Below are 16163 nucleotides of genomic sequence, written 5' to 3'. Positions count from 1 at the left end.
AATCCTCGGCGAGGTCACGTCAACCGAATGCCGAAATTACTTCACCGAGGCTGGCTATGCCCAACCTAAATTCATCCCGCTCTAGCGGCCGATCGACGCCCGAGGCTTAACGGATCGGCGTCTCGCCACGAAACAGCGGCTGGTGCGCCCGCATCAAGGCGGCAATCCGGTCGGCGACCTTTCGTACCGGCGGGGAGTGACGTTCCTCGTGATGGGTGACGATCCATTGGTCGGTTTCGAGTTCGGGGATAGGCTGAGCGACGCGAACCAGGCGTGGGTCGCCGTCACCGACGAAGCAGGGAAAGACCGAAAGGCCGGCGCCGGCGGCCACCAGTTCGCGCACCGAATGGGTGTTGTTGCCGCGCACGGCGATGCGGTCGCCGTGATGGGCTTGTAGCCAGCGCGCCGAGGCAATGTTCGCCCCTTCGCCGGTGACGCCGACGAACAACCCGGCGGCGATGCCGTTGATCAGGTGGCGCCCGGAATAAATGGCGTGGGCGACCTTGCCGCTCTGACGGCCGGCCAGCCACTGCTCGGTCGGGCGGTCGCTGCGGATACCGATGTCGGCGGCACGGCGACCGATGTCGACCCGGTCGGTGGTGGTGACGAGCTCCACCCTTATGCCGTCGTCGACCGTCCAGATCTCGCCGATATGGGCGGAAACGAAGGCCGAAGTCCACGGCCCGGCCGACACACGGACAATGCGGTCGGGCAGGCTTCCTTCGCGCCAGCGGGTCAGCGACTGCATTGCTGCCTCGACGTCTTCGGCGCGCCGCAGCAGTTCTTCACCGACCGGGGTCAGCCGGTAGCCGGTCTGCTGACGCACGAACAGCGGTTCGCCGATCTGCCTTTCGAGCGCGGTGACGCGTCGTCCAAGGGTGGCTGCGCTGAGGCGAGTGGTTCCTGTCGCTGCGCTCAAGCCACCCAGCCGCGCAACGACGAGAAACAATCTTAGATCGTCCCAGCCAATGTCCATTTTGCAGAAATGAAAAACTCCTTGCGACCGTGGCTGTAGCGCGAGGCCGGCATCACGCGCAAGTATGCAGGCATTGGAAGCATTGGACAATCCTGCTTGGCGGCATAGCGACAAGCGCCTCGGCTGGACGACGAGCCAGCGCAATCCTTCGATCGCGCATGCGCTTCGCGCAGATGCTTTGCGCTTTCGACCAACCCGAGCGCGCCGCCATTCTGCGCGCCAAAGGAGACGATCATGTTGTATGAACTTCGATCACATTTCGCCCGCTGGCTTGCCTATCGCCGGACGCTTGCGAGCTTGAGGCAGGCGCCGGACAGCACATTGGCGGATGCCGGCATTTCTCGCGAAGAGATCCGCGAGCGTGCCCGCCAAGCCAGCTTGCGAGTTTGAGACAATGGAGGCGGGCATGCAGATGATGGAGCTTTGGGAAGATCGCTCGGTACCGCGCATCGGGATTTGGCGGTCGTGGTAGCCGTCCAGCGCTTCAGGGGAACCGCTCTGCGCACTCTCCGCAGTGAAACCCCTTCCGCCATGCGGGGGTGGCGCGGCGGAAGGGGCCGCTGTGAAGCGGGAGGAACAGGCACTCTTGCCTGCACCGTTACTGTGCCAGTAAACCAATAAAGTGTGGCTTTGCCGCAATTCTCCATATGCGTGCATTAAATTGTATTGTTTGCGCGGGGAACCTCGAGCGGTCGCCGATTGTTTCTCATCGCGCGGCAAGGGACTTCGATAGATGGAAAAGCATTTCACCAAGATCGCCAACTGGGTCGCTCATGTAGCCGGCCTGCCGCTGACATTTGCCGTCTGCTGCCTGATCGTCGTCGTCTGGGCGATGACCGGTCCGTTCTTCGGCTTTTCGGATACCTGGCAACTGGTGATCAATACCGGCACAACCATCATCACCTTCCTGATGGTGTTTCTCATCCAGAACACCCAGAACCGCGACGGCGCAGCGATCCAGGCCAAACTCGACGAACTGATCCGGGTCGGCAAGGGCCACAACCACTTCATCGGTATCGAACACCTGACCGAATCCGAAGTCGAGGAAATCCGCGAAAAATGCGAGCGTGCGGCGAAGCGGCATGACGAGAATATCGCCGCCATGGCGGCCAAGAAGGCTGTGGAGCAGAAGCGCGGGTCGAAAAAGCACGCGGCCTGAAGATCAGCCTTTCATGAACGCCGCGAACGACTCCTTGTAGTCCGGGTGCCAGCGCGAGAGGGCAGGGCGGTTTTCGATGATGTCGCCGATCGCCCACGCCATGCGCTTCTCATCCAACGGCCGCGCCGCCTCATTGTCCGGGCACAAGATGTAAAAGTCGCCCCTGGTCAGCGATTCCAGCATGAAATCAATGACCTGTTCGCCGGTCCAGGCGCCGGCCGGTTTTTCCGTCGCGCCTTCGGTCAGGCCGGTATAGGTGAAGCCGGGGATCAGCAGATGGGCTGCGACATGGGCGCCGGGTTCGTTGCGTAGTGCATGCGCCAAGCCTTCGGTGTAGGTCTTCACCGCGGCCTTGGAGACATTGTAGGCGAGGTTGCCGGGCGGCGTGGTGATGCCTTGCTTGGAGCCGGTGTTGACGATCAGGCCTGGCTTGGCCGAGGCCAGCATACGCGGCGCGAAGGCCCCGACGCCATGCACGACGCCCCAGAAATTGATGTCCAGCAGTCGTTTCCAGGCATCGCGGTTTTCCCAGGGCTTTCCGGGATTGTCGCCGACGCCGGCATTGTTCATCAGCAGCGACACATCGTCGAAGGCGCCGAACGCCCTTTCGGCGAGGCGGTCCACCTCATCCGCCTTCGAAACGTCGGCGGCGACGGCAAGCACGGCATCATCTCCGGCAATCGCGGCGACGGCTCGCGAGGCGTCGTCAAGGCGCGCGCCGCCAATGTCGGCCAGCACGATCTTCATGCCCATCAACGCAAGCCGCTTGGCGGCCGCAAGACCGATGCCGCTGGCGGCGCCAGTGATGACGGCGGCGTTGCCTCGGCCAAGCGCGGGCAGGACTGTCTGGATCTCGGCGTCGGTCATCATGGGCGATGGTTCCTTCTTTCGATGACGCCGAACTTAACGCCCGAACGGGCTTGCGCAAGCCTCTGATCGCCCTGTTTGGGTTGACCAGTCCGGTCGAGGCTGCGCATGTTGTCCCGGCAAAAGGAGCTTTTGCCCGGGGCAAACGGAGATTTCCTGATTGACGGACTGGGTCGCAATTCTCAGGGAACAGACCACCATCGGTGACCAGATGGGGCGCGAGGTGCCGCAGACGCTGGCCAACCCCGACATCAGCGAAGCGCAGGTGAAGACGCTGTTCTCGGCGCTGGAAAAACAGGCCGAATTCGTCGAGAAGCTGCGCATGGCGCTGGAAAAGTTCGGCCATGATTTCTCGATCATCAAGGCCGCGGAACGGCTGGAGGAGCGCTATGCCGACCTTGCCGCAGCAGTGGCGGAAAAGCTGAAGGCAATGCGCAAGTAGGAACTATTTTTCGAGCACCCGTGCGAAACGCCTATCCGGCACGAGCCATATCGTTGCGACCAGCACATACAGCGCGACGCCGATCCACTGGCTGACGAAGGTCAGCACGACGGCTGCGACGTAGATAGCCAGCGAGATCTTTCCCTTGCGGTCACGGCCCAATGCCTTGGCAAAAACGGTGTCGTTGCCGTGCAGGCGATGCAGCGCGGCGGCCAAGATCGAATAGGCGATGGCGCACAGCACCAAGTCGATGCCGTAGACGGCGACCGGCACCGGCGCAAAGTGGTTCTCGCCCATGAAGGCCGTCGTCACCGGCATCAGCGACAGCCAGAACAGCAGGTTGAGGTTCGCCCACAGCACGCGGCCGTCGACCCGCTGCACGGTGTGGAACATGTTGTGCAGATTGTTCCAGTAGATGCCGACATTGATGAAGGACAGCACGTAGCTGAAGAAGACCGGCCACAATGGCAACAAGGCTTCGACATCCTCGCCATGCGGCACTTTCAGCTCAAGTACCATGATGGTGATGATGATGGCCACGACGCCATCGGTGAACGCCTCGACCCTGCCTTTGCCCATAAATCCTCCCTTCTGCCGGCACAGGTTACGGTACGAAATCCAAAGACGCCATCTCTCGAGTTGAGTGTTCAACAACGAGCTTGTGGCTCGGGCAACGCCCACCGTGCTGTCAGGAGGCCGGCCTGCCGGTCGGAACGTCGCGGATGAACGTGCGTTAAGGTCGCGATCCCCGAAACCGGTAATGAGGTTGGCCATGGCCATTCGCGATTTGGCCCGTACGCACAATGAAACTCGCGGCGATGCTCTTGCAATCCCCACCGTCGCCGCGATGATTGCCGTGCTGTTTGCCGGCAGCACAGTGCTGACGCCGCTCTACATCATCTACAAGCAGCAATTCGGCTTTTCACAAATCACGCTGACGCTGATCTACGCGGTCTATGTCGTCGGCAACCTGGCAGCACTGCTGATGCTGGGCGGCATCTCGGATGTTGTCGGGCGCCGGCCCGCGAGCCTGGCGGCCATGCTTGTCGCCATCATCAGTGCGCTTGTCTTCCTGTTTGCCGGAAACGTCGTCTCGCTCGACGTGGCCCGCATTCTGAGCGGGCTCGGCATCGGCGTTGGCGCGGGGACCGGAACCGCATGGATTGCCGAGCTTCTTCCCGGCGCGGACAAGTCGCGCGCCAGCGTCATCGCCACCAGCACCAATTTCCTCGGCCTCGGTCTTGGCGCCTTGATTTCAGGACTTCTGGCTGAGTACGAGCCCTGGCCGTTGCGGCTGGTCTTCATCGTCTATCTGGCTGCACTCGCGGTGGTGACGATCCTGGTCTGGCGCACCCGTGAAACGGTGGCGAGACCGGGCGGCCTCAAGCACGTTTCCATCCGGCCGCAACTCTCCGTGCCGGAGGATATCCGCGCGCGCTTCGTCGCACCGGCGGTCACCGGCTTTGGCGCGATGGCGCTCGTCGGCTTCTATGCGGCGGTGGCTCCGAGCATACTGGCGCAGCAGCTGCATGAGACCAACCACGCCGTCGCCGGCGCGCTGTTCTTCGAACTGGCGATCGTCACTGCGATCAGCATCGTGGTTCTGATGCACATGAAGAGCAACAAGGCCACGCTGGCCGCGCTGGCATTGATGATCCCTAGCGTCCTGGCGGTGGTGGCGGCGCAAATGCTGGCTTCGCTGGCGTTGATGATCGCGGCGACAGCCTGCTGCGGCGTGGTGGCGGCGCTCGGCTACCGTGGTGGCCTGCAGGTGGTAAACGAGATCGCGCCGCGATCGCCGCGCGGCGGTGGTGTCCAGCTTCTTCATCTGCTGCTTCGTCGGCAACGCCTTGCCAGTCATCGGCATCGGCATCGTTTCGACCTATGCCAGTCCCGTTGCCGCGAGCCTGGCGTTTGCCTGCATGATTGTAGCCTTTGCGCTGCTGGCGCTGGGCTTTGGACTGAAACAAAGGCGGTGAGATCCGGACAATCAAGCGGTTACGGATTGGCAGGCTGGCCTCAGCCGTTCGGCGTTTCAGGCGAAAGATACGCGCGTCCGCGCGGCACGCCAAGCCCGGTGTCCGGCGGCTCGCCGGCGGCTGGCCTGTCCTCGATCATGTGCATGGTGCGCCAGCGACCGAAGCGGTAATAGGCCGCGGCCAGCACGAGCGAGGTGATCGAACCGGCCGGGAAACTCCACCAAAGCGCTTCCTCGCCGATCACGCCGCGCATGAAATAGGCAAAGCCGGTGCGCACGACCAGCACCGAGATCACCAGGATGATCAGCGGCGGCATCACGGCGCCCGTGGCTCGCACCGTGGCAAACAGCACGATGGTGATGCCGAACAGGATGAACGACCACGACGCGATGGTGTTGACGTGGCTAGCAATATCGATCGCAGCACTATCGCTGCTCAGGAACAGGCTCAGCACCGGGCGGTCGAAAACGGAAAGCACGGCAACCAGTGCGCCCGTCAGGACCAGGTTGAAGCCGATGCCGGAAGCGGCGATGCGGCCGATCCGGTCCCAGCGCCCGGCGCCGACATTCTGCGCCGCCATCGAGGAGACCGCGGCACCGATGGCGAGCGCCGGCATCTGGATGTAGGTCCATAGCTGGGCAGCAATGCCGTAGGCGGCGGCGACCTGCGAACCGTAGGAATTGACCATGCCCATCACCGTCAATGCAGCCGCGGAGATGACGATCATCTGCAGGCCCATCGGCACGCCCTTGAAGACGACGATGCGCAGCAAGGTGGGGTCGGGCCGCAGCAGAGCGAGGTTGGCGCCGGCCAGCCGCAGCGGATGCTTGCGCACATAGAGCACGATGAGGATGGCGATCACGCTCACCGCCTGGCCGATCAGCGTGGACGTGGCGGAACCGGCGATTCCGAGTTCGGGAAACGGCCCTATGCCGCGGATGAGCAGCGGGTTGAGGATGATGTCGAGGAGGACGGCCAGCGCCATGAAGAAGAAGGGCGTGCGTGAATCGCCGGCACCGCGCAACACGGTCATGACGAAGGACAGAAGGTTCATCATCGGCACGGCGATGAAGATGATGCGCAGGTAGGAGCGGGCCAGCGGCAGGGCGTCGGCCGGCGTGCCCAGCGCGCCCAGGATGGCGTCGACCCAGATCCAGCCGCAGACCGCGAACACCACCGAGACGAGGAAGAAGAAGGTGGCGCTGGTGCCGACGATACGGCGCGCCTCCGGAAGGTCGCGGGCGCCGACCGACTGGGCCACCAGGATGGTGGCCGCCATGCCGATGCCGAACACCGTGCCTAGGATCAGGAACAGGACGAGGTTGGCATTGGAGGTGGCGGTCAGCGCCGATTCGCCGAGGAAACGGCCGACCCAGACGGCGTTGATCGACCCGTTCAGCGACTGCAGCACGTTGGAGCCGAGCACCGGCAGTGCGAACAGCAGAAGCGTGCGCGGAATCGGCCCGCTGGTCAGGTCGCCGGTGCGGCGGCGCGAGGGCATTTTTTCGTCCATGGCTGGCAGCTCGGCGAAGGTTTATCTCAAGAGCGGTTCACCGTTTCACGGAAACGGCGAACCGCTCTCTCTTTGTTTCGACGCAATTCCGGACGGAAAAACCGCTACGCACTTTTCCTGGAATTGCTCAAGTCCGGTCCACGATGATCGCCGATTCCACGGGACAGGTCATGCCGTGATCTAATCATGTTCTCAAAACTTCCGGAATGGGATATTGATCCTTGATGCGTGGGGCCACATTCCTACTAGATCTTGGATAGCCGGGGGGTTCATGTCCGATATTCCGCTGTTTTCCGAGCGCCTGAGCCGGCGTGCGTTTCTCGGTGCATCTGCTTTGGGGGCCGCCTCCGTGGCTCTTTCGGCGTGCACCACGACGGACGTTGCGCCGCCGCCGGTGGCCGCACCGCCAAGCGATCCGGGCTTCGGCGATACCGCAAGCATGTATGCGGCGCGCACCGACGAGGGCTATCAACTGCCTGCAATCCCGGTGGCCAAGCTCGATCCGAAATTCGTGCGCCAGATCGTGTCCGACCCGACCGGAGAGAAACCCGGCACGATCGTCGTCGATACGTCCGAGCACTTCCTCTATCTGGTGGGCGATGGCGGCAAGGCTATCCGTTATGGCGTCAGCCTCGGCAAGGCCGGTTTCGGATGGACCGGCAGTGCCGTGGTTCAGGCGCGGAAAAAGTGGCCGGTCTGGACACCGCCGCCGGAAATGATCCAGCGCCGCCCGGAATTGGCGAAATACAAGGACGGCATGCCGCCAGGCCCGCAGAGCCCGCTCGGCGCCCGCGCGCTGTATCTGTTCCGGGACGGCAAGGACACGATGTACCGGCTGCACGGCACGCCGGAGTGGGATTCCATCGGCAAGAACGCATCGTCGGGCTGTGTGCGTTTCATGAACCAGGACATCATCGACCTTTACGGCCGCGTCAACGGCGTCGCGCCGGTCTTCGTGCGCCCCAATCTGTCGGCTGCCGGCAAGATCATGGCCGTTTCGAGCAGGACCGCCGAGCCGATCGATGCGGGCGTGCCAAGGGACGCGGAGATGTTGAAGTAAGCCGTCACGATCCCTCAGGCGGACGCGCTCGGCGCGCCCGCCCTTGTGTTGTCGTTACTTCTTGGCCAGACCCGGCAGCGTGACCTGATAGACCAGGAACATGGTGTCGACATCGGCACCGTCTTCGGCTTTGTAGGGCGCGCCGACCTGGAAGCCGTCCTGGGCGAGGAAGTCGTTGTCGTTGGCGACGAACAGGAAATAGTCGTCGGGCAGTTTCGGATCGAGCACGCTGACCACCGACATCGCCTCCCACTTCTCCGACAGGTTGTTCTTGTCGTTTGGCGCGCCATTATGCAGGCCGAAGCGGCCGAGTTCGGCACTATCGTTGATATCGATGAACGGCGTCAGTTTTGCCGGCGTCACCGACGGGTCGAGCACGCCCTTGGGCGCCAGCGGCTTGTCGGCGGCATCGAAGGCGCCGCCGGCAATATCGGTCGCGGCCGAGACGTCGACGACGAAGATCTGGCGCACCAGCGAGGTGTCGCCTTTCACGCCCTGACCGTTGCCGCCGTCGCGCGCCAGCATCAGGAAGGCCTGATCCGATAACGCCACGATCTCGCTTTGCGCGGCGATCTTGGTCTTGCCCTTGGCATCCTTGAACACCGGCAGCGGCACGACATACTCATGCGCTAGCTTGAGATGGGCGAGGTCGGAAGCGTCATAGACCAGCGCCCTGGTGTTCTGGCGGGTCGAGGCGGAATCGCCGCCATCCTGCCGGGGCGCCGACTGCAGCACGGCGATCAGGAACTTGCCGTCGGGCGTCATCGCCATGCCTTCGAGGCCCTGGTTGTTCTGGCGGCCGGTATCGGGATCCTTCGGATCGGGCTCGGCCGCACCCGGGCCGGGATTGTCGGAGGCGAAGTTCGGCGCGCCGTGGCGCATCGGCACGAGGGCGGCGGGCGGCTGGGTCGCCGACAGCAGATGTCCGTCGGCGGAGAACCGGTAGATGTTGGGGCCGTATTCGTCCGAGATGAACATGGTGCCGTCGGGCAGGCGCGCGATCGCCTCGTTGTCGAGCGCCAGCTTGCCGTTGTCGGCCTGCGGCAGGATCGGCATGTCGCCGCTTGCCGCGCGCACGCCGTTGAGCGGATCGAGGCCGGTGGCATCGGCACCCTTGTCGTCGGTGAGAAGCATGGTGTCGGCAAGCGTTGCCTTGACGCCCGTCTGCTCCTGGCCGGCAGCCGGTGCGGTGCCTGGTGCTGCCGGGGTAAACTCGATGCCGATAGTGTTGAGGCGCGGCCGGTAGTCGGTGGTGCCGACGACATTGTAACCGCGGTCCGGCAGCAGCCAGAGCGAGCCTTTGTAGCCGCCCGCATCACGTGTCCAGCTGGCGGTGTCGATCGACATGCCGGAGCCCGAGCCGAAGGTCTCGCCGAACTTGTCGCGCTGGGCGGCCGGGATGCGGCCGACGCCGACCAGTCCCTTGTTGACGAGGCCGCCGATCGTCGCGGTGCTGTCGGCGAGCGCCGGCGTCAAGGCGGTGAACAAGGCCAGCGCGACGCCGAGCGACGCGGTTCGGTGCAGGTGTTTCATGGATGAACCTCTTTGTGACAGATGTGCCGAAGCGGCCGCGCAGGACGAAAAACTCAAAGAGGTGCAACATCGATGATGTCGCGCGCTCCCGAACCGCGGTCTACGGCGCGAACATGATGCTTGCGTGACAGCGCACGATGCATGCCTGCCGTCTTTTCTACGCGACGACAAAAAAATGCGATTGGCGGAAAGAATTGATCACTTCGTCAGGACCTGGTCGACGACCGACATCTCGAATGCGCAGGCCGCGCACGGGACCCGTCATTCCCGGATATTCATGGAATTGGCCGAGGCGGGCGAGAAGCCGGTCGATCGAAACGCGTTTATCGGACCGCGCAGCATCAATCGCTGTCGCGCGCCACCAGCTCCAGCGGCCAGACCTCGCGCATGATCCGCGGACCAGCCGGGCCGGCGAAGGCGGGCAGCGACGCCAGCAGCATTTCGGCGAGCCGCTGTCCCATCGGCTCCAGCGCCGGTCGGAAGGCGGTCAGCGCCGGCGAGAAGTAGCGGCAGAGCGGCGTGTCGACGATGACGGTCACCGCCATGTCGTGACCCGGCCTGATGCCCATCTCGGCCAGCGCCTTGCAGCCGCCAAGCGCCATCGCGTCATTGTTGAAGATGATGGCGGTCGGCGGTTCCTTGGAGCGCATCACCTGCGGCGTCACTTCGTAGCCGGCGGCCTCGTTGATGAAGCCGGACGCAATCAGCTCGGGGTCGACCTCGATGCCATGCCGCAGCAAAGCCTTGCGGTAGCCGGCCAGGAACAGATAGCCGAAATTGAGGTCGAGCGACGGGCGGATGGCGGCGATGCGGCGGTGGCCGCGCGCCACGAGGCGGTCGACCGCATCGGCTCCGGCCTTTTCGAAATCGAGGTCGAGGGAAGGGTAGGACTTGGCTCCGGAGCGGCTGCGCCCGAGCGTGGCGAATGGGAAACCGACCTGGGTGAGATAGTCGATGCGCTCGTCCTCGCGCCGCGTCCAGGCCAGCACCACTGCATCGGCCCGGCGCGTCTCGACGACACGGCGCAGGCGCTCCTGCTGGTAGTCGCCGGGAGCGCCCATGACCACGATCAGGTCGAGCCCGCTTTCGGCGAGCCTCGCCTGCAGCCCGATCAGGAGCGGAATGAAGAACGGCTCGCCATATTGCTGGTCGCCCGGATGCGGCTGCATCATGAAGGCGATCGAATGGGTGGCGCCTTGCCGCAAGCTGCGGCCGGATTGGTTCGGCGAGTAGTTGAGTGTCCTGGCCGCTTCGAGCACGCGCTGGCGCGTGTCGGCATTGACGTCGGCACGGCCGTTAAGGGCGCGCGACACCGTGCCGATCGAAATGTTCAGGTGACGGGCAAGGTCGTGAATGCTGGATGCCAAGTGACTGTTCTCCCCCTTGCCTGGCTAGCACCGGCAGCCGCCAAGGCCAAGACGACAAGACGATTTTCGCGAGCGGCCGATTGACATTCTACGCCTTCGGGTGTGTTCTCGTAAACGTTTACGGAAAAACGTTTACGGCTATGCCGTGAATGCCGTGACGATCGGTCTGGAGGGACCGAGAGGGAGGAGTACTGGATGGTCAATGTCGTCCTGGTCGGTTGCGGAGCCATGAGCAAGGCCTGGCTCGATGCCGCGCGGCAGATCGACCGGCTCGCCATTGTCGGCCTTGTCGACCTCGACGCCGACAGGGCGCGAGCGAGGGCGCACGAATACGATCTCACCGGTGCCGTCATTGGAACCGATCTCGACGCCGTGCTCGACCAGACCCGGCCTGACGCGGTATTCGACGTGGTGGTTCCCGCCGCCCGGCGACAAGTCGCGCTTTCCGCCTTTGCCCATCATTGCCATCTCTTGACGGAAAAGCCGCTCGCCGACACTCCTGAGAATGCGCGGGCCATCGTCAAGGCCGCTCGCCAGGCCGGGCGCGTTCATGCCGTCGTCCAGAACCGCCGCTATGTCGCCGATGTCAGGCGCATCCGGAGGTTCCTGGACTCCGGCGCCATTGGTGCCGCCACCAGCATTCATGCCGACTTCTTCGTCGCGCCGCATTTCGGCGGCTTTCGCGAAGAGATGGCCCATGTCCTGCTGCTCGACATGGCGATCCACACCTTCGACGCCGCCCGTTACATGGTCGCCGGCGAGCCGGCCGGCGTCTATTGCCAGGAATGGGAGCCGGCCAATTCCTGGTACCGGCAGGGATCGTCGGCCAGCGCCGTCTTCGATCTCGGCGGCGGCAGACTGTTCACCTATGCCGGCTCATGGTGCGGCGCCGGTTTCCGCACGAGCTGGGAGGGCAGCTGGCGCATCGTTGCCGAGCGCGGCAGCCTCATTTGGGACGGCCATGACGTGCTGCAGGCAGAGGTCGTGGCGCCGGGCCGCGACGGCCTTTTCGACAAAACCCAGCCAATCGAAGTGCCGCCGCTCGATCCCGCCGACCGCGTCGGCGGCCATCTCGGCATCATCCAGGATTTCATCCGCGCCATCGAGACCGGCACCGAGCCGGAGACGCGCGGCGTCGACAACATCAAGAGCCTGGCCATGGTTTTTGGCGCCATCGAGAGCGCCGAAACCGGCCGCCGGGTGACGATCTCAGAGGACGCACAATGACGCTAAACCCGCTTCTCGACATCAGGATAGGCACCATGGTGCGGGCCAACCTCGACGACCCGGCGGCCTACATCAAGGCGATCCTGCCGCTCGGCTTCGAGAGCATCCAGCCCTTCTTCTGGCAGACGCTGGGCGGCAAGGACTTGCCGCGTCTTGCCGGCCAGATCCGAGAGGCGATCGGCGATGCCGATGTCACCGTGTCCTCGCTCGGCGTATTCGGCAATCCGCTCGAGAGCGGCGATGTCGACCGCGGCGTGCTCCAGGCCTGGGAAACGGTGATCGACAACGCGCATCTGTTCGGCACCTCGATGGTCAGCGGCTTTACCGGCCGCCTGCGCGGCAAGCCGCTGACCGACAGCCTGCCGCGCTTCAAAGAGGTCTGGGGACCGCTGGCCAGGCGCGCCGCCGACAAGGGCGTGCGCATCGCTTTCGAGAATTGCGCGATGGATGGCAACTGGGCTCAAGGAGACTGGAACATTGCCCACAATCCCGACGCCTGGGAGCTGATGTTCAACGAATTGCCGAACGACAATTTGGGCCTCGAATGGGAGCCCTGCCACCAGCTTGTCTATCTGATCGATCCGATGCCGCAGATCCGCAAATGGGCGCCGCGCATCTTCCACGTCCACGGCAAGGACGCGACGGTGCGCTGGGATGTCATCCGCGAGCATGGCGTGTTCGGTCGGCTGCCTTTCGTCCAGATGCGCACGCCGGGCTTCGGCGACAGCGACTGGACGCGGGTGATCAGCGAATTGCGGCTGGCCGACTACAAGGGCGCCATCGACATCGAGGGTTGGCACGATCCGGTCTATCGCGGCGATCTGGAAATCACCGGGCAGGTGCGGGCGCTGGAATATCTGAAGCAATGCCGGGGAGGCGCCAGCTACCTGCCAAACCCGGTGTGAGAGCAGACCGGCGGGGGGAGCCAGCCGGAAAGCCTGCGGCATACTGCCGGAACGAATGTTGAAACCCTCGGATTGCGAGGACAAAAGGGAGGAACTTGCATGAGCATCGCGAAGAGAACGACACTTCTGCGCTCGACCGTCGTGGCGGCGGCCACGGCGCTTTGCGCCACAATTTCTACCTTGCCCGCACAGGCGCTCGACGCCCAATGGTGCAAGAATGTCCACATCCGTTTCTTTGTCGGCGGCGCCGAGGGCGACGCTTTCGGCACCATCGTCTACAATGGCGCCAAGCAGGCGGCGGCCGACCTCGGACCGAAGGTCGACTACATCTTCTCCCAGTGGGACGTTGAAAAGATGGTGCAGCAATTGCGAGAGGCGGTCGCGGTCAAGCCCAACGGCATCGCCATGATGGGCCATCCTGGCGACGGCGCGATCATGCCGCTGGCCGAGCAGGCGCACAAGGACGGCATCAAGATGATGTACCAGAACGTGCCGGTGCCGAAGGTGGTGGAAGCGTTCGGCGGCGGCTATGTCGGCGCCCAGCAGGAGCAGCAGGGCCGCGCGCTCGGCGCCGAGGCGTTCAAGCTCGGCAAGCTCAAGGCCGGCGACAAGGCGATCATGATCGGGCCGTTCGAGAACGAGGCTCGCGGCGCGCGCGAGCGCGGCACGGTGGCGGCGCTCAAGGAGGCCGGCGTCGAAGTCATCCAGCTGTCGTCGCCGCCAAGTGGCGAATGGGCTTCCGATCCCAATCTGGCGATTCCGGTGATCACCGCGGCACTGCTCAACAATCCCGACGTCAAGGCGGTCGGTTATCCCGGCGGGCAGATGCTCGGCAATGTTCCGACCTACATGCAGGCGGCGGGACGCAAGGCGGGTGAGATCTTCAACTTCGGCTTCGACACCAGCCCTCAGATCGTCGAGGGTTTCAAGGGCGGCTGGGTGCAGCTGACGGCCGACCAGCAGCCGTTCCTGCAAGGCTATCTGCCGATCCTCAGCCTCTGCCAGCAGGTGGTGCTCGGTCTGGCGCCGATGAATGTCGACACCGGTGCCGGTTTCGTCACACCCGACAATTATGAGATCGTCGCCGAGCTTGCCAAGCAGGCGCTGCGCTGACCTCCCAAGCCGTCGGCCGGGTTAAAGCCCGGCCGGCGGGACCGCTGGCTAAGGCCGGCAAGAGACAATCAAGCGAGGATCGCCATGGCCGAACGAATCATCGAACTGCGCGACATCAGCAAATCCTACGGTCAGGTCTATGCGCTGGGCGGGGTCAATCTCAGCGTCGACCGCGGCGAGGTGGTCGGCCTGATCGGCGACAATGGCGCCGGCAAGTCGACGCTGATCAAGATACTGTCGGGCGTGGTCAAACCGACCAGCGGCGAAATCCTGGTGCGCGGCAAGCCGGTGACCGGATGGAGTGCGGCACGCTCGCGCGATGCCGGTATCGAGACGGTGTTCCAGGACCGGGCGCTGGCCGTCCAGCAGACGATCGTGCGCAACATCTTCATGGGCCGCGAACTCACCGGATTCATGGGCTTTCTCAGGGTCAACAAGGAGATCGAGGAGGCGAGCCGGCTGATGCGCGAGATCGGCTTCACCTCGAAAGTGTTCACGCCGCATTCGATCGTTGGCCAGCTGTCCGGCGGCGAGCGCCAGGGCGTGGCGATCGCGCGCGCCATCTACAAACAGGCGGAGCTGATCATTCTTGACGAGCCGACGACGGCGCTGTCGCTGACCGAGACCGCCAAGGTCTTCCATTTCGTGCGCCAGGTGCGGGCGAGCGGCCGCTCGATCCTGTTCATCGGCCATAACATCCACCATGTCTTCGACATTGCCGACCGCTTCGTGGTGATGGACCGCGGCAAGGTGGCGCTGACCGCCGATCGGAGCGAGGTCAAATCGGCCGAAGACCTCATCAACTTCATGGAAGACGTGGCACACCCGGGCGGATTGGCCGGACTGCACGATGCCGGCGACGCGGAGCAGAGAGCACGATGAGCAAGACCATGGAACCTGATCTGCACGAACCGGCGGCCGGCATTTCTCGCCCCAGTCCCCAGAAGGAGTGGAAGCACCCATCCGATCACTGGATGCGGGGGTTCATCCTCGACAACCGCGCTTCGCTTGGCACGCTCGGCGTGTTCATCATCATGATGGCGGTGTTCATGGTCGCCAACCCGACTGTCTTCACCACCTGGTATCTCTACCGTTCAGTGCTGACGACGCTGCCGGTGGCGCTGTTCGTGGTCGTGCCGCTGGTCTTCGTCGTCACTTGCGGCGAGATCGACCTGTCGTTTCCGGCGACGATGGGTTTTGCTTCCTGGGTCTTCGCGCTGGTCGTGCAGGCCGGCTACGATCCGTTCCTCGGTATCATTGCGGCGCTGATCACCGGCTTGCTGCTTGGTTTCCTCGTCGGTTCGCTGGTGGTCTATGGCGGGCTGTCGTCGCTGATCGCCACGCTTGGCATGAATTTCCTGCTGCGCGGCCTGATCCAGATCATCAACGAGGGCAAGTCGATGGCGCTGACCAGCCTTGCCGACAGCTGGGCCTACACGATCTTCTCCGGCCAACTCCTCGGCGTCCCGGTGCAGATCTTCTGGGCCATCGCCTTTGTCGTGCTGTCGGCGATGCTCTACAACCGCCATCGCTTCGGCGCGCAGGTGAGGGTGGTCGGCGACAATCCCGACAGCGCCCAGCAGATGGGCATCGACGTCAAGCGCGTGCGCGTGAAAGTGTTCGTCTTCGTCGGCATCGGAGCGGCGATCGCGGGAACGTTCTCGGTGATGATCAACTTCACGTGGTGGCCGACAGCCGGCGACGGCTATCTGCTGCCGGTGCTGGCATCGGTGTTCGTCGGCGGCACGCCAACCTGGGGCGGCATCGGCACCGTGGTCGGCGGCGCCATCGGCGCAGTCACCGTGTCGTTCATCCAGACCGGCGTCGTCGCGGCGGGGTTGAGCGGCTTTTATGTCCAGTTCTTCAACGGCCTGATCATCATCCTGTCGCTGCTCGGCCATAAGTGGAACCAGGCGCGGTATCGGTGAGGGGCGAAGATTTGGCGGACAGCAAGCCTGACGATTGGCGCAGACGCGCATCATTTCGTCATCCTCGGGTCTCCGCGACGTCGCTTCGCTCCTG

General features: G+C 63.9%; 15 protein-coding genes and 1 pseudogene. 10 read left to right on the top strand and 6 right to left on the bottom strand.

Annotation, left to right across the window (positions count from 1 at the left end; all coding sequences use genetic code 11):
- Window positions 1–106: 106 nt before the first annotated feature.
- The gene (locus NKI20_RS04780) at window positions 107–976 is read right to left on the bottom strand and encodes a LysR family transcriptional regulator (RefSeq protein ID WP_352828761.1); all 870 of its coding nucleotides are present in this window, start codon (window positions 974–976) and stop codon (window positions 107–109) included.
- A 234-nt stretch (window positions 977–1210) separates the two neighbouring features.
- On the opposite strand from NKI20_RS04780, the gene NKI20_RS04775 reads away from it, so the two are divergent.
- Window positions 1211–1366, top strand: a complete 156-nt coding sequence (locus NKI20_RS04775; RefSeq protein ID WP_352828758.1) for a YjiS-like domain-containing protein — start codon at window positions 1211–1213, stop codon at window positions 1364–1366.
- 343 nt (window positions 1367–1709) lie between these two features.
- A complete protein-coding gene (locus tag NKI20_RS04770) occupies window positions 1710–2135 on the top strand; it encodes a low affinity iron permease family protein (RefSeq protein ID WP_352604145.1) in 426 nt (141 codons plus the stop codon).
- A 3-nt stretch (window positions 2136–2138) separates the two neighbouring features.
- Here NKI20_RS04770 and NKI20_RS04765 read toward each other — a convergent pair whose 3' ends face one another.
- Window positions 2139–3005, bottom strand: a complete 867-nt coding sequence (locus tag NKI20_RS04765) for an SDR family NAD(P)-dependent oxidoreductase (protein ID WP_352828755.1) — start codon at window positions 3003–3005, stop codon at window positions 2139–2141.
- A gap of 157 nt (window positions 3006–3162) precedes the next feature.
- On the opposite strand from NKI20_RS04765, the gene NKI20_RS04760 reads away from it, so the two are divergent.
- Window positions 3163–3444, top strand: coding sequence for a hypothetical protein (locus tag NKI20_RS04760; protein ID WP_352828752.1), 282 nt, complete (start codon window positions 3163–3165; stop codon window positions 3442–3444).
- A 3-nt stretch (window positions 3445–3447) separates the two neighbouring features.
- Here the strand turns inward: NKI20_RS04760 and NKI20_RS04755 are convergent, their stop codons facing one another.
- Window positions 3448–4023, bottom strand: a complete 576-nt coding sequence (locus tag NKI20_RS04755; protein WP_352828749.1) for a TMEM175 family protein — start codon at window positions 4021–4023, stop codon at window positions 3448–3450.
- Window positions 4024–4204: 181 nt separating this feature from the next.
- Between NKI20_RS04755 and NKI20_RS04750 the strand changes: the two are divergent.
- Window positions 4205–5191 (top strand): annotated as a pseudogene (locus NKI20_RS04750) (MFS transporter); the annotation flags it as partial.
- A 272-nt stretch (window positions 5192–5463) separates the two neighbouring features.
- Here NKI20_RS04750 and NKI20_RS04745 read toward each other — a convergent pair.
- Entirely contained in the window at window positions 5464–6936 is a 1473-nt protein-coding gene (locus tag NKI20_RS04745; protein WP_352828745.1) for an MATE family efflux transporter, read from the bottom strand.
- A gap of 271 nt (window positions 6937–7207) precedes the next feature.
- On the opposite strand from NKI20_RS04745, the gene NKI20_RS04740 reads away from it, so the two are divergent.
- Window positions 7208–7996, top strand: coding sequence for a L,D-transpeptidase (locus NKI20_RS04740; RefSeq protein WP_352828741.1), 789 nt, complete (start codon window positions 7208–7210; stop codon window positions 7994–7996).
- Window positions 7997–8050: 54 nt separating this feature from the next.
- Here NKI20_RS04740 and NKI20_RS04735 read toward each other — a convergent pair whose 3' ends face one another.
- Together NKI20_RS04735 and NKI20_RS04730 are read right to left on the bottom strand one after the other, a co-directional pair.
- The gene (locus NKI20_RS04735) at window positions 8051–9529 is read right to left on the bottom strand and encodes an esterase-like activity of phytase family protein (protein WP_352828738.1); all 1479 of its coding nucleotides are present in this window, start codon (window positions 9527–9529) and stop codon (window positions 8051–8053) included.
- A 341-nt stretch (window positions 9530–9870) separates the two neighbouring features.
- Entirely contained in the window at window positions 9871–10896 is a 1026-nt protein-coding gene (locus tag NKI20_RS04730) for a LacI family DNA-binding transcriptional regulator (protein ID WP_352828735.1), read from the bottom strand.
- Between the two features lie 195 nt (window positions 10897–11091).
- On the opposite strand from NKI20_RS04730, the gene NKI20_RS04725 reads away from it, so the two are divergent.
- The 5 genes from NKI20_RS04725 to NKI20_RS04705 all read left to right on the top strand — a co-directional run bounded on the left by NKI20_RS04725 (window position 11092) and on the right by NKI20_RS04705 (window position 16069).
- Complete coding sequence (locus NKI20_RS04725; RefSeq protein WP_352828732.1) at window positions 11092–12123, top strand: Gfo/Idh/MocA family protein; 1032 nt, start codon at window positions 11092–11094, stop codon at window positions 12121–12123.
- Window positions 12120–13028, top strand: coding sequence for a sugar phosphate isomerase/epimerase family protein (locus NKI20_RS04720; protein WP_352828729.1), 909 nt, complete (start codon window positions 12120–12122; stop codon window positions 13026–13028). Before NKI20_RS04725 ends, NKI20_RS04720 begins: the two co-directional genes overlap by 4 nt.
- Window positions 13029–13127: 99 nt before the next feature.
- Window positions 13128–14141 carry a substrate-binding domain-containing protein gene (locus NKI20_RS04715; protein ID WP_352828726.1) on the top strand — a complete coding sequence of 338 codons (1014 nt, stop codon included), beginning with the start codon at window positions 13128–13130 and terminating at the stop codon, window positions 14139–14141.
- Window positions 14142–14225: 84 nt separating this feature from the next.
- Window positions 14226–15023: an ATP-binding cassette domain-containing protein gene (locus tag NKI20_RS04710; RefSeq protein WP_352603071.1), complete on the top strand. Its 798-nt coding sequence runs from the start codon at window positions 14226–14228 to the stop codon at window positions 15021–15023.
- Window positions 15020–16069 (top strand): ABC transporter permease, encoded by a 1050-nt coding sequence (locus NKI20_RS04705; RefSeq protein ID WP_352828722.1) that lies wholly within the window; start codon window positions 15020–15022, stop codon window positions 16067–16069. The genes NKI20_RS04710 and NKI20_RS04705 overlap by 4 nt, the downstream gene beginning before the upstream one ends.
- Window positions 16070–16163: the final 94 nt, after the last annotated feature.

Origin of the sequence: Mesorhizobium sp. M0830, from assembly GCF_040319965.1 — a bacterium.
GTDB lineage: Bacteria > Pseudomonadota > Alphaproteobacteria > Rhizobiales > Rhizobiaceae > Mesorhizobium.
Note: the sequence above shows the minus strand (reverse complement) of the source record. Positions and strands in the feature narration are given on the sequence as shown.